This window comes from Treponema sp. UBA7570 (assembly GCA_002477955.1).
Taxonomy (GTDB): Bacteria; Spirochaetota; Spirochaetia; order Treponematales; family Treponemataceae; genus Treponema_D.
Genome location: DLLE01000043.1, coordinates 36,880 through 51,363 on the forward strand (window position 1 = coordinate 36,880; position 14,484 = coordinate 51,363).

At 40.7% G+C, this 14,484-nt stretch carries 11 protein-coding genes; 5 read left to right on the plus strand and 6 right to left on the minus strand.

Going from position 1 to position 14,484, the window contains the following annotated elements:
- Positions 1 to 108: 108 nt before the first annotated feature.
- The 5 genes from B4N75_RS05200 to purA all read left to right on the plus strand — a co-directional run bounded on the left by B4N75_RS05200 (position 109) and on the right by purA (position 6,823).
- Positions 109 to 738, plus strand: coding sequence for an adenylate kinase (locus B4N75_RS05200; protein ID WP_273066130.1), 630 nt, complete (start codon positions 109 to 111; stop codon positions 736 to 738).
- A gap of 126 nt (positions 739 to 864) precedes the next feature.
- On the plus strand, positions 865 to 2,460 hold the full coding sequence (locus tag B4N75_RS05205) for an NFACT RNA binding domain-containing protein (protein ID WP_296706775.1): 1,596 nt from the start codon (positions 865 to 867) through the stop codon (positions 2,458 to 2,460).
- Positions 2,461 to 2,663: 203 nt separating this feature from the next.
- Positions 2,664 to 3,545, plus strand: coding sequence for a methylenetetrahydrofolate reductase [NAD(P)H] (gene metF, locus B4N75_RS05210; RefSeq protein ID WP_296021646.1), 882 nt, complete (start codon positions 2,664 to 2,666; stop codon positions 3,543 to 3,545).
- Between the two features lie 221 nt (positions 3,546 to 3,766).
- Entirely contained in the window at positions 3,767 to 5,425 is a 1,659-nt protein-coding gene (locus tag B4N75_RS05215; protein ID WP_296706776.1) for an AMP-binding protein, read from the plus strand.
- A gap of 165 nt (positions 5,426 to 5,590) precedes the next feature.
- Complete coding sequence (purA, locus tag B4N75_RS05220) at positions 5,591 to 6,823, plus strand: adenylosuccinate synthase (protein ID WP_296706778.1); 1,233 nt, start codon at positions 5,591 to 5,593, stop codon at positions 6,821 to 6,823.
- A gap of 279 nt (positions 6,824 to 7,102) precedes the next feature.
- On the opposite strand, the gene B4N75_RS05225 is transcribed toward purA, so the two are convergent.
- The 6 genes from B4N75_RS05225 to B4N75_RS05250 form a co-directional block, all read right to left on the minus strand.
- On the minus strand, positions 7,103 to 7,942 hold the full coding sequence (locus tag B4N75_RS05225; RefSeq protein WP_296706779.1) for a Cof-type HAD-IIB family hydrolase: 840 nt from the start codon (positions 7,940 to 7,942) through the stop codon (positions 7,103 to 7,105).
- Between the two features lie 33 nt (positions 7,943 to 7,975).
- Complete coding sequence (gene murD, locus B4N75_RS05230; RefSeq protein WP_296706780.1) at positions 7,976 to 9,559, minus strand: UDP-N-acetylmuramoyl-L-alanine--D-glutamate ligase; 1,584 nt, start codon at positions 9,557 to 9,559, stop codon at positions 7,976 to 7,978.
- A 144-nt stretch (positions 9,560 to 9,703) separates the two neighbouring features.
- Positions 9,704 to 10,834 carry a D-alanine--D-alanine ligase family protein gene (locus tag B4N75_RS05235; RefSeq protein ID WP_296706782.1) on the minus strand — a complete coding sequence of 377 codons (1,131 nt, stop codon included), beginning with the start codon at positions 10,832 to 10,834 and terminating at the stop codon, positions 9,704 to 9,706.
- 8 nt (positions 10,835 to 10,842) lie between these two features.
- On the minus strand, positions 10,843 to 12,558 hold the full coding sequence (locus tag B4N75_RS05240) for a Mur ligase family protein (protein WP_296706785.1): 1,716 nt from the start codon (positions 12,556 to 12,558) through the stop codon (positions 10,843 to 10,845).
- 132 nt (positions 12,559 to 12,690) lie between these two features.
- Positions 12,691 to 13,296, minus strand: a complete 606-nt coding sequence (locus tag B4N75_RS05245) for a hypothetical protein (RefSeq protein WP_296669018.1) — start codon at positions 13,294 to 13,296, stop codon at positions 12,691 to 12,693.
- 813 nt (positions 13,297 to 14,109) lie between these two features.
- The coding region (locus tag B4N75_RS05250; RefSeq protein ID WP_296706787.1) for a GDP-mannose 4,6-dehydratase at positions 14,110 to 14,484 on the minus strand (375 nt) is incomplete at its 5' end.

Consider the following 14,484-nt stretch of genomic DNA (forward strand, 5'->3'; position numbering starts at 1 on the left):
CAACTTTGTTGTGCGACTGAGGAGGCCGAGGGTTACCGAGCAACGTAACGCACGCCCCGAACACAAGCGAGGGAAACGCCCATTTTATAATAATTTTTGGAGAAAATGATGAATTTTATTTTTTTAGGACCTCCAGGAGCTGGAAAAGGAACTCTTGCAAAGGAAGCAGCAAAGGCTTTTAACATTCCACACATTTCGACAGGCGACATTTTCCGCGAGAACATTAAAAACGGAACTGAACTTGGCAAAAAAGCAAAGGCGATTATTGACGCCGGCGGTTTGGTAAGCGATGAAATTACAATCGGTCTTGTAAAAGACAGACTTTCTCAGCCGGACACAGCAAACGGTTATATTTTGGACGGTTTTCCACGCACAATTCCTCAGGCAGAAGCGCTCGAATCTTTTGCAAAAATCGACGCTGCCGTAAACTTCGACATTGCAGACGAAGCTGTTGTTGAGCGTCTTGGCGGCCGCGTATGCTGCAAAGACTGCGGACAGATGTACCACGTAAAATTCAATCCGCCAAAAGTTGAAGGAAAATGCGACAAATGCGGCGGAGAACTTTACACCCGCGATGACGACAAAACAGAATCAATTCAGAACAGACTTGTAGTTTACAGAAAATCTACAGCTCCGCTCATTGATTTTTACAAGGAAAAAGGAAACCTCGTAGACATCGACGCGCGCCCAGCTCCAGAAAAAGTTCTTGAAGAATTCGAAGCAAAATTTAAAAAATAAATTTCAGAGAGTTTAAGCCTCAAAAATTGCAGCCGCTTAAGCTCAAATTTTTTATTGCCGTACAGTTTTTTTTGTGCGGCAATAAAAGTTCCAGGCATTTTTTTCAAACAAAAACCAACCTTTTTTATGTCACTTAACTGTAACGAAATCGATTTAATCTTAAAAGAACTGGATTTGACAGGCTCGTTTATTCAGGAAATTGTACAGCCTTCATTTGATTCGATTGCACTTTATACTTACAAACCCGGCGTTCCAAAAACAGTTTTTATCTGCCTCGCCGCAGGTGAATGCAGGCTCAACGAAGTAAAAAGAAAAATTCCAAAAAACGAAAAACCTCTGCGTTTTTACGAAATTCTTCGCTCAAGAATAAAAGGCGCAAAAATTACGGAATGCCGGCAACTTGGCAAAGAGCGGATTATAAAAATTTCAACATACCGCGAAGGTCCGGTTTACGTAATGCCTGCCGCCCAGGAAAAATTTGCAAAAAAGAAAAAAATCCAGGCCGAGGAAGACGGAATTAAAGAATTAAATCTTTACATAAGGCTTTGGTCAAACGCAGGAAACATTTTTTTATGCAATAAAGAAAATGTGATTTTTGACAGTTTTTACCGCCGTCCTGCAAAAGGCGAAATTTCAGGCGAAATTCTCGTTTTGCCAGAAATTAAAATTTTTACAGATTTGACGGAAAAAGAAAAACTCGAAGAGGAAAACCTAAGCCTTCAAAAATTTCCAGTCCGCGATTTTAATCAAATTCAAAATTCTTCGGAAAATTTAAAAGGCTTAAAAGACAAAAAAAACAGCGGACAAACCTCAAAAGAGCTTTCATTTAACGAAAAAGTCGATTTATTCTATTCTCAAAACGCTTCACGGACTTCGACCGAAAAACTGCTCGAACAGGCAGAAAAATGGTACAATTCGCACAAAACAAGGCTCGAAAACGCGCTCGAAAAACTTGAGCGAAAACGAAGCGATTTTTTAAATGCGGAACAATGGAAACACTGGGGAGATTTAATTCTTTCCTACAGCTATATGTTTACAAACGGACAGGCTTCTTCCGGCTACCTCGATTGCGAAGACTTTGAAAACGGCAAAAAAGTCCACATAAAAATCGACCCGAAAAAATCAGCTCACGAAAACGCCGCAAAATACTACGAAACTTACAAAAGGCAAAGCCACGGACTCGAAGATTTGGAGCACGACATACTCCTCTCAAAAAAACAAATTTCCGAACTCGACAAAAAATACAATTCAATGCTCGCAGAAAAAAATCCCGTCAAACTTGAACAGCTCCTGCGCAAACAGCAAAAACCGCGGCAGCAGGAGCAGAGCGAACGGCCGGGACTTTCTTACGAATCAAAGGGCTGGACAATTCTTGTTGGACGCGACGCCACAGAAAACGACGAGCTTTTGCGCCATTATGTAAAAGGTCCGGATTTGTGGTTTCATACGCGCGATTATCCGGGAGGCTACGTCTTTATAAAGGCACGCTCAGGAAAAACAGTTCCGCTCGAAATTATGCTCGCCGCCGGAAACCTTGCAGTTCATTACTCAAAGGCGCGCAAAAACGGAGAAGCCGACCTCTATTACACACAGGTCAAGCACCTTCGCCGCGCAAAAAACGGCCCAAAAGGACTTGTTCTGCCTTCCAACGAAAAAAACCTTCACATAAAAATGGATTCTGCAATTTTAAGGCAGCTGGAAGAAAATCAAAGCGAATTTTAACTTTCGGGCGTCCGGGCTGACCTTGCCAGGACAGCCCGCCGGGTCTTTGCGTTATAAAATTGCTGCGCAATTTTTCCGTTCAGCCGCGCAAGCGCGTCCGAACCGCTTTCGCGGCTAACAGCCCCTGACGCAGATTTTCCAAAAAAACGCAGATTTTTCCCAAATATAGATTACAAAACTTTTTTCTGTTAAACTTAAAAACCATGAAAATCAGCGAAATCTTAAATTCTAAAAAAGTTACCATATCTTTTGAAATTTTCCCTCCAAAAAAACAGGAGGCTTTTGATTCAGTAAAAAAAACTGCGCTTTCATTAAGTTCTCTAAAGCCAGATTTTATTTCAATAACTTACGGAGCAGGCGGTTCAACACAGACAAACACTTCCGACCTTGCACAGGCTGTCGAAAAATCAGGAACAGCTTCGCTTGCGCACTTAACTTGCGTCCGCTCGACAAAAGAACAGCTTTTACAGACAATCCAAACCCTCAAACAAAAAAACATAACCAATGTGCTTGCATTGCGCGGCGACTTGCCAAAAGACGCTTTTGAAGGAGAAAACCTTTTTCCATCAGGATTTTTCCACGCTTCCGACCTTGTTCCGCTCTTAAAGCAAAACGGATTCTGTGTAGGAGGCGCATGTTATCCGGAAGGACATCCGGAAAGCTCCAACCGCGACACAGACATCGAAAACTTAAAGCACAAAGTCGAAGCCGGAGTCGATTTTTTGACTACGCAGATGATTTTTGACAACGATATGCTTTATTCATTTTTGTACCGCCTCCAGTCCGCAGGAATTCACGTTCCTGTTCTGGCAGGAATTATGCCGATTACAAACGCAAATCAGGTAAGTAAAATGGTTGACCTTTCAAATGCATACATTCCACGCAAGCTCCTTTCTTTTTGCGACCGCTTCCGAAACGACAGCGAAGCTATGAAGCAGGCAGGAATCGCTTATGCCACAGACCAGATTATAGATTTAATTTCAAACGGAATCCGGGGAATTCACATTTACACAATGAACAAACCGGAAATCGCAGAATCAATTGTAAAAAACATCGATTCAATCATAAAAGCTGTAAATAAATAGCCCGAATGTCGAGTTTTGATAAGAACAGTAATTTAAGTGTCATTGCCGTGCTTGACACGGCAATCTTGCAAAAAAAGTGCAATAGATTACCGGGTCAAGTCCGATAACGACATAAAATCATAAAACTCGAAGTTTGGGCTAAATAAGTTTTTCTGCAACCTTTAAAAAAAATTCGTGTCTAACTAGGAGGATGCACATTAAATATAATTTTAGGACTAAAAATGAACTTTTACAAAGATTTCGTTCAGGACGAAACAGTATACAGTAATTACGAGGATTTAAAGAAAAATTTTAAACTTAAAATTCCTGCAAATTTCAATTTTGCCTACGATATTGTAGACCGCTATGCGCAAACTGTTCCTTCAAAACTGGCAATGGTTTGGTGCGATGACACTCTAAAAAGCCATTACTTTACTTTCAGCCAAATTTCGGAACGTTCAAAGCAAACTGCTGATTTTTTGAAGTTCCACGGAATCAAAAAAGGCGACACAGTTATGCTTATTCTGCGCCGCCGCTACGAATTCTGGTTCTTTCTGCTTGCTCTGCACAGAATCGGAGCAATTGCCGTTCCTGCAACAAACCAGCTTTTAACAAAAGACATTGAGTACCGAACAAATGCCGCCGAAATCAAAATGATAGTTTCGTACGAAGATGAGGAGGTTCAGACAAGAATTGAATCTGCCCTCAAAAATTCACCGACAGTCAAAAATGTTGTAACAGTCGGAAAAAATCGCGACGGCTGGCTCAATTATTATGACGAAATTGAAAATTTTAAGGCCAGAGATTTTGATTCAGAAAACACCCGCCCGACAGAAAACAGCGACACAATGCTCGTTTACTTTACTTCCGGCACAAGCGGAAACCCAAAAATGGTTCAGCACAACTTTACATACCCTCTTGGACACATTGTTACTGCTAAATACTGGCAGAACGTTATGGACGGAGGACTTCATCTTTCGGTCGCAGAAACCGGCTGGGCAAAGGCTATGTGGGGAAAACTCTACGGACAGTGGATCTGCGGTTCTGCGGTAATGGTTTACGATATGGCAACTTTTTCGCCATCAAAAACAATCGAAATTATTTCAAAATACCGCGTTACAACTTTCTGTGCGCCTCCGACAACTTTCCGCTTTATGGTTAAAGCCGACATAAAAAAATACGACTTGTCAGCCTTAAAGCACATTGTGACGGCAGGCGAAGCCCTTCCTCCGGAGCTTTACGAGAAAGTATATGAAGCAACAGGTCTCGAAATGCACGAGGCATTTGGCCAGACAGAAACCACCGTTCTTGCAGGAAATTTTCCCGGAATGAAAATAAAACCAGGCTCAATGGGCAAGCCTGCTCCTGGCTATGATTTGGAAATTGTCCGGCCAGACGGAACAAGATGCCCTCCAAACGAAGAAGGCTCTATTGTCATCCATCTGCACGGTCAGCGCCCGACAGGACTTTTTTCCGGCTACTATAAAAATGAAGAACAGACAAAAAAAGCATTTAACGGAGACGACTATTACACTGGCGACGTTGCATATTACGACGAAGACGGCTACATTTGGTTTATAGGACGCAAAGACGACGTAATAAAAACTTCCGGCTACAGAGTAAGTCCTTTTGAAGTAGAAAGCGCAATTCTTTTGCATCCAGCGATTCTGGAATGTGCAGTAACTGGCATTCCAGATGAAAAACGCGGCCAGGCAATAAAAGCAACCGTTGTTTTAAACAAAGGCTTTGAACCTACAAAAGAGCTAAAACTCGAGCTTTTTGAGTTTATAAAGTCAAAAACGGCGGCATACAAACATCCCCGCATAATCGAATTTGCCGAAACCCTTCCAAAAACAATTTCTGGCAAAATCCGTCGTGTAGAACTGCGAGAGAAAAACTGATTTTAAGCGGCGTGCAGAAAAAAACAGCACAGGCTTTTCCTGCTACGTCTATTTAATGTCTTGTTTAATTGAATAAGAACTTTTTTTATGATAAAATTAGTGCCGTTTGTGAGAACCCTTGCAGAGGCGACACAAATTTAGTTTTTTGTTTTGCAGGAGCTTTTTATGAAGGTCGTTGTAATTGGTGCCCAGTGGGGTGATGAAGGAAAAGGCAAAATCGTTGATTACCTTGCCGAAGATGCTGAATACGTTGTTCGCTACGCAGGCGGTCCAAATGCAGGTCATACAATCGTAGTTGACGGAAAACAGTTTGCGCTTCATCAAGTTCCGAGCGGAATTCTTTATCCAAACAAATCTGTATTTTTAGGCGCTGGAATGGTCATCGATCCAGAAGCACTTTTTAACGAACTCCAGATGCTCAAAGACAACGGAATCAACTGGGAAGGACGTGTTTTTATTTCTGACCGTGCACACATTATTCTTCCACGCTACCGCCAAATGGACAAAGATCGCGATTCTCAGCGCAAACGCCCAATTGGAACAACAGGCCGCGGAATTGGAATCGCCTATTCAGAAAAAGCACAGCGCGACGGCATTCGTCTTGCAGACCTCGACTGGAAACAAAAAATGGATGAATTTGGGGGCGAAGATTTAGAATTCATCAACAAATACAAAGATCAGCTTATAAAAATGCGCGTTGACCTTACTCAAAAAATGTACGAATACCGCAAAAGCAACATTCTTTTTGAAGGTGCGCAGGGCGCAATGCTCGACATTGATTCAGGAACATATCCTTATGTTTCTTCTGGAGCTTCATGCTCTGCTGGCGCTGCAACAGGTTGCGGAATCGGTCCACATGATTTAGACAAAATCTTAGGCGTCTTTAAAGCTTACGAAACTCGCGTAGGAAACGGTCCAATGCCGACAGAATTCAATGATTCGGACGAAGCAGAAAGCGAGCTTTGCCGCAAAGTACGCGACACTGGACGTGAATACGGTGTAACAACAGGAAGAGCACGCCGTTGCGGTTATCTCGACCTTGTCGCATTGCGCTATGCCTGCCGTGTAAACTCAATCGACAGCCTTGTTTTGACACATCTCGATATTTACGATCCAATGGAACAGATTGAAGCCTGCATTGCCTACGACATCAACGGAAAAATCGTGACAGACTTCCCGGCAAATGTTGAAGACATGGAAAACGCAAAACCAGTTCTCCAGAAATTTACAGGATGGAAAAAATCCCTCAAAGAAATCCGCAAATATTCAAAACTTCCAAAAGAAGCGCGCGAATATGTTGAATTTATCGAAGACTACTGCAAAACTCCAGTCGGAATAATCTCCGTAGGATACGAACGCGACGAGACATTCATCCGCAAAAATCCTTGGAAAAAATAATTAAGTATTGACAAACCATAAAAAAATGGGCGTCCAAAGATAGAAATTGTCTTTAGACGCCCATTTTCGTTTTAAATACCCTTAATTTCGAGTTTTATAATTTAATGCCATCATCGGGCTTGAGCCGATAATCTTTTATTGAAAAGTTCCGACAAATTCCTAACCGAGTTTGCTACGTAAATATCGCAGTGTCGCAGCACGTAAATGGCTCTTAAATGACTGTTCCTTTCAAAATTCGACATTCTGGCTAAATCATCAAAAATCTTAATTACAAAAAACTTACAGAATATATTTTTCTATAAAATCTGCAACACCGTCATCGTTGTTTGTTTTTTCCGTCACAAAATCCGCAATATTTTTTATGTGCTCGTTTCCGTTCACCATTGCAACTCCGTAACCGCATTTTTCAATCATACTTTCGTCATTCATGCTGTCGCCAAAGGCAAGAGTCGTGCTGTGGTCAATGCCTATAAAAGAAGAAAGCCATTCAATCGCCTCGCCTTTTCCACAATCCGGCGGCAAAATTTCCAAAAAATAAGGTTTACTCGTAAAAATTACAGCTTTTTCACCAAGGCTGGCCTTCAATTTTTTTTGCAGTTCCTGAATTTTTTCAGGTTCTCCAGGAATCAGCATTTTAAAAAATGAATTCTGGTTCTCAAGCAAAAATTTTTCAAAATCTGGAGCTTCCTCTCCATTTAATCCGCACATTCTGACATCGCGCAAGGTCCAGTCCGTCTCCTTGCTGTAAAAAACCTTGCCGTCAGAATAAACTTCTGTTTCAAAACCTTCTTCAACAGCAATTTTATGCGCTTCCAAAAGGACTTCGCCACTCACAGTTTTTTTGTAAATCTGAATACGCTTGTGCATGTCAAAAATAGAGCAACCGTTTATTGCAATTACATATTTTCCGCTTTCCAAGGCAGCAATATTCAGTCTGCTTACAAAAGGCTTGATTCCGTCTTCTGCCCTGCCAGAACACAAAACAACGTAAATTCCGCGCTGGGCGCATCGCTTTAAGATTTCTGCATTTCTGTCACTTATCTTGCGCTCGTCGTTTAAAAGAGTGTCGTCCAAATCAAGGGCGATAAGATTTACATGCAGTTTTCCAGTATTTTTCATGGCTATTTTTTTTCTCCAGGACTTGTATTCCGTCTATATAAAAATCTCGCGGACTTTCGCCTTAAACTGATTTCCGCGATCAAATTCGTTCATAAACATTCCAAAACTCGTAGAGCCCGGACTAAAAACCACAACTTTTTCACCGGAACAATTCTTTGACAAAATATCGGTTTTTAGAGACTTGAGCATTTCGTCAAGATTTTTAAAAGGTCCGTTAAACGAAATATTCGCCCTGTTAAAATCGCAGATCATCTTGTCGCTGGCGCTTCCTTCAAGCATATAAATCGAAGAAGGTTTAAAAGCCGTACTTTTAGAAATCGTATCAGCGACAGGACTTAAATCAAGCCCCTTGTCCGTTCCGCCAGTCAAAAAAACAACAGGTTTTCCAAAAGCCTGGGTTGCTTCCGCCGCCGCCTCAGGCACAGTCGCCGCGCTGTCGTTGTAAAACCTAAAGACACAGGAATTTCCCGACTTATATTTGACCGTGTACGAATGAAAAAATTCAAGACGATGTTCAATTCCGTGCCATTTTCCCAAAATCTCGACAGTCTGCTCAGGAGCAACACCCATAAGCTCAAGAACAAGGGCGGCGTTTAAAACATTAAGACGCATATGTTTGCCAGGAACAACAAGCTCCTTCAAAATTGTATCGGTTGTTTTTCCGTGTCCTTGCGCATAACGGCTCAAAAGTTTTTCCGGCAGACGGCAGATTCCATTTCCATTCTTATCCTGCCATACGCCAAAAACGCCTTCCGGCAATTTTGACTTAGAATATCTCAAAACCTGGGCCTTTGTCTCTTTTGCAAAAATATTTCCCCAGTTGTCAATCAAAGTTCCGCCGTCACAAGCCGCATCATCATCAAAATCAAGAATCGTAAAGTCCTTCTTAGTCTGGTCAGCATAAATCAGCTTTTTGTCAGCGACATAGGCAAGCATCGAATGATAAAAATTCTGATGGTCAGGCATAATTTTCGTAATAATCGCAATGTGCGGTTTTAGAGTTTTTCTTCCGTGCAAGTCGGCAAGCTGCCAGCTCGAAAGCTCAAGCACAACAGGAGTAGTTCCGCTCGTTTTTTCAAGAAAAGTCAGCGGACTTACAGTAATATTTCCGCCAAGAAACGCCTCAAAACCAGCTTCCCTCAAACCATAGTAAATCGCGCTCACAGTCGAGCTTTTTCCCTTAGAACCGGTAACCGCAATAATCGGCGCCTTAGTAAAATGCAAAAACAGGCTGATGTCCGTTTCAATCGCCTTTGCAGCAGCCAAAAATTTATTTCCGTCGTATTTTACGCCAGGGTTTTTAATTACACAGTCCGCATTTTCAAAATCTTCGATTTTATGCTCGCCAAGACGGTAGGTCAGCCGGCTTTTATCAAGTTCCCGGTCTTCCGAAATCGATTTTATTGTCGGAGCAAGCTGTTCAGCCGTCTTCATGTCCGTAACAAGAACGTAAGCCCCATGTTTAAGCAAAAAACGCACGCTCGCTTCGCCGCCACCGTTGAGCCCAAGTCCCATAACAACAACGTGCTTTCCGGCAATATCCTCGATTTTGTCAAAAAAACAACCTTCCGGATAAATTTTCGGAACAGGAGGAAGAGGTTCATTCAAATCAGCCATTTTTTGTCTCCAATAAAATTTTTAAGACGGGCGTTTCCTGCCAGTTTTGGCAGGCCGCGTGTTGCGTGGTTTCATTCCGGCGCAAAGCCCCGGAACGGCACAGCCGCCACTCCACCCGCTAACGCAGAATTTTTTCTAAAAAAATCAGCGCGATGTCTTTAATTTAGAAGCCGCTTCAAATTTTGACAGAGCCTCGTTCATCAAAAGTTCAGTCAGCGCAGTAAAATCAAGACCAAATTTTGCGCACATCTTCGGGAACATCGAAATTTGCGTAAAACCAGGCATTGTATTTATTTCGTTCAAATAAATTTCAGAAGAATCCTTGTCCATAAAAAAATCAACACGGCTCAATCCGCACAAATCAAGCGCAGCATACGCTTTTTTTGCCAAACTCCGAATTTCTTCCAGCTTATCTTCTTCGAGCCGCGCAGGAATCAAAAGCTCAGCGCCGTCAGGGTCATTGTACTTTGCGTCATAATCATAAAAATCATGCTTAGGAGCAATTTCTCCAGGGCCATAAGCCGTCAAAACCTCAAAACTTTTCTGTCCATCACAGATTGTAGGATTTCCAGTTACAGAACATTCAATTTCGCGGGCATTTACAGCCTTTTCAATAAGAATTTTATCGTCCCAATCAAAAGCATCAATAATTGCGCTGTTCAAATGACGCAGGTCAACGGCAAGATTAGCTCCGTCAGAAGAACCTGCAGAACAAGGCTTCACAAACATCGGAAAACCAAGCTTTTTTTGGGCGTTCTCCAAAATTTCATCGTATTTTTTCCAGTCAGCAAGGTCGCTTCTTCTTACGCAAATTCCAGGAACAACAGGAATTCCGGCATTTTCAAGCACAGCTTTTGTTTTTTCTTTGTCCATCGTAATTGCAGAACCCAAAGGACTGCATCCGACATAAGGAACGCCTATCATTTCAAAAAGCCCCTGAATCGTTCCGTCTTCGCCAAAAGTTCCGTGCAAAACCGGAAAAACCACATCGCACGGAATTTCGCATCCGTTTACGACAAAGGTTCTTTCCTTTCCGCCGCCAGGAATTGCAAAAACCTCATTTATTTTGTCTTCGGTTATTTCAAAATGAGATTTTTCATCGTTTCTGATTCTTTCAAGCTCAGTTTCCGGCTGCAAAAACCATTTTCCGGTCTTTGTAATTGCAATCAGGGTGATTTTATGTTTTTTGTCGATATTTCTAGCAACAGAAGCCGCAGAAACCAGAGAAACCTCGTGTTCGCCAGACTTTCCGCCGTAAATAACAGTCACATTCATTTTATTTTTTATCTCCCATAATTCGCATTGTAGCCCATTTCTGCAAGGGCCTTTTTTGCTTCAGAAATTTCATCGTAAGGATGAGGTCCGTCTTTATAAATGATTGAATTTTCATGGCTTTTTCCAAGCAAAAGAACAATATCATTTTTTTTAGCCATTTTAAAAGCCTGACGAATTGCCGACGGACGGTCAGCAGTTATAAACAAATCCTTATTCAAAACTTTGCCCTCTTTTTTTGCACCAACAGCAATCTGCTCAAGAAGAGCAACACTGTCTTCACCTCTCGGATCTTCATCAGTCAAAATCACAACATCGCAAAAACGAGCAGCAATAGCACCCTGCAAAGGACGTTTTTTTAAATCGCGTTCGCCGCCAGAACCAAAAAGACTTATAATCTTTCCAGAAGCGCGTCTTTTTAACGGCGGAAAAATAGTTTCAAAACTAGAAGGAGTGTGGGCGTAATCCACGATAACTTCAAAAGGCTGGCCTTCGTCAATTTCCGTCATACGGCCTTTTACAGGCACAAGTTCAGAAACTTTTTCTGCAACTTTTTCGAGCGGGGTCGAAGTCAGACGGCTAACGGCAATCAAAGACGCCATAATATTGTATGCGTTAAAAGCACCAGGAAGAGAAGCCTTGATATGGATTACGCCTGCGGCAACAGGTTTTGAATTTTTATCGACAAGATTCGGTTCTACAATGCTAAACGAAAGTCCATAAGCCGCGCTCGCAATGTTACGGCCAACAAGATAAGGAATAGAAGGAGGAACTGGAGGAAGCGGCTTTTGTTCTTCAAGACCAGCGACAGCCTGTTTTCCGGCCTTGCCTTCCGTTGTAAAGCCAATAACCGGCTGTTTTGTAGCTTTTATAAAGAAAGAGGCAGATTCGTCCTCGAGATTTACAATTCCAAAAGAAGGAACAGCAACTTTTTTTCCTAGAATAGTTTTTTGGTGAGAATTTTCGTCAAGTTTTCTAAAAAGATTAGCCTTGTCGTCGCGATACTGCTCAAAAGTTTTATGAAATTCAAGATGCTCGAGAGTAACATTCATAAAAACACCACAGTCAAAATCAATATTTCCAGTACGGTTGAGCTTAGGAGAAAGACCATGGCTTGAAGTTTCGATTACAGCGTATTCACAGCCGTTCTGAACCATTTGAGCAAGATAATTTTGAATTACAGGAGCTTCAGGAGTTGTAGTATGCTGAGGATTAGCAAGGGCTTCACCGCCAACAGAATACTGAACGGTAGAAATAAAGCCAGCCTTATGACCGTTAAGACGCAAAAGCTGCCAGATAAAACTTACAGTTGAAGATTTGCCTTCAGTGCCAGTGACACCGATAACACCGAGTTTTTGAGAAGGATAATCAAAAAAACAGGCTGCAACAGGCGCCATAACCTTACGGCTGTCCTTTACGCGTAAAAAAACAGGTTTATTCTTGGAATTTTGAAGGGCATTCTGAATTTCCAAAGCCGTTTTTTCATCAAAATCGTCCTGAAAAATAACAGCCGCCGCACCTTTTTTAATGCAGTCACTGATAAAAATATTACCAGTAGTATGAGTTCCCGGAAGCGCAAAAAAAAGAGAACCCTCAGAAACATCGCGACTGTCAAAAGCAAGGTTAGAAATTACACAGTCCGAAGAAAGGATACATCCAGTTTTTCCGTCACCTTCCACGGAAATATAGTCAAAAGAGCCCAAAAGCTCCGAAAGATTCTTAGCCATAATATTTTTATTTTACCGCTAAGAAATGGTTTCTTCAATGGGAAAAATAAAGTTGAAAACCAAAGAAATGCGTGTGCAAAAAAACGGCTTCGGCAACAAAATGTTACCAAAGCCGTTGAGTTACAAATAATATCAAGAATCCAAATTGAAATCAGTACTGTACGACAGTTTCTTGTTAAGAAGAGTCAGTATTATAATTACTAAAATCACAAAATAAACCAGAACCACGAGAAATAATATCGGCATCTTAATCAAATTAAAAGCAGTAAGACCTCTAAGATAAAAGCGACTATATACAATAGCCAGCAAAAAGTTAATCGCAATATCGCAAAACATCGACTGTTCTTGAAAAATTGCCTGTTTACATTCAGAGAATTTTTTATATGCAAATTCATTATTTTTCCGCTCTGCAATTCTTATAGCATTTTCAACAGAAAGATTTTCTTTTGCATTAGAAATATATTCTTTTTTCCAATGTGCCAAAGCAATCCTGCAAATTCCGCCTATTATGATTTTTACACAAAAACATATAAGCGTCCCTAAAAACACTAATCTGACTAATGATTCAACACATTCTATTCTATGTTTATCAAATGAAAAATAAAACAAAATCAAATTTTCTTGAGCAGCAAGGACTGAACTAATGTCAAAAACTATGGCTATCGAAAGAAATTTGATAAGATAAACAGGTTTATTAAAAACGTCTTTTATATTGTTAAAAAGGTCGGTTATTTCCAAAAATATTTTCTCCTTAAATCTACTCTTCTATTGCTGATAGAATCGGCAACATAATATAAAAAGAAATCAAAATGCCATCAAAAATCACTTTTCAAATATCAAAAGTATTTTATTTGTGTCATTAACGGAAAATCCATTTTTTTTATAAAAATTTATTAGTCTTTCAAAGTTTAATGCACAATTTCCACAAGGTATAGCTTCACCCGCAATATATCTAATTTTTCTTAAATATTTTAACATCTGATACGACTCTGTTTCTATAAATTTGTTATACTCGATAATGATATCCACAATGCAGCCCCTGCAAATCCTTTGTGTTGATATTCTACCGGAGTTTCCAGCATAACAAGTTTACAATAGCCACATATCAAACTAAAACTAAAGCAATAATTATCTTTAGCAGTACAAGTTTCCAATTACCATTTTTTAATATTTTTATCCCGTCCAAAGTTTCAACTATAAAAGAAGGATGAATACAATCATTTTTTGAATAATCAGGATATATAGGCAATATGCAAGTCATATAAAAAGAAAATGATTTTCCACTATATTTTTTTATCAATTTCAACTGAACACTAGACGACAGCGGCTCAAGAACAAGTTTTCTATATGCATATTCATTTGAACTATGTTTTAAATTATTATAATTACCGACTTCAACCAAAATATTTTATGATTTATTTCTCCCAAAGATTTTCATCAAACAACCATCTAATACAATAAAAGAAAACAACAATTAAATATATAAAAAAGGCTTCGGTAACTAAACAATATCGAAGCCTTTTACTTTTATTTTGCTAAAAAAAATGATGTTTACTTTCGCACCTTTCCATGCAGAAAGTCGTCATAACTGATTTCAATTCCCTTGCGGACCTCGACTTTTGCCTTCCAGCCGAGGTTGTTCAGGCGGGTTACATCGCAGAGTTTTCTTGGAGTTCCGTTCGGTTTTGAGGAATTCCACTCAATCCGGCAAGTTCTTCCGTCTTTTGCGACATCAGCATAAACAACCGCTCGGATTGTCTCGGCAAGCTCCCTGATTGTCAGCTCCTTTCCGGTTCCAACATTCACGAAGTCTCCAGTCGGAGTTCGCAAATCTTCTGCGTTCTTGTTTTCCATAAGGTAGACAACCGCATCCGCCAAGTCGCCTGCAAAAAGGAATTCGCGCAACGGAGAGCCGTCGCCCCAAAG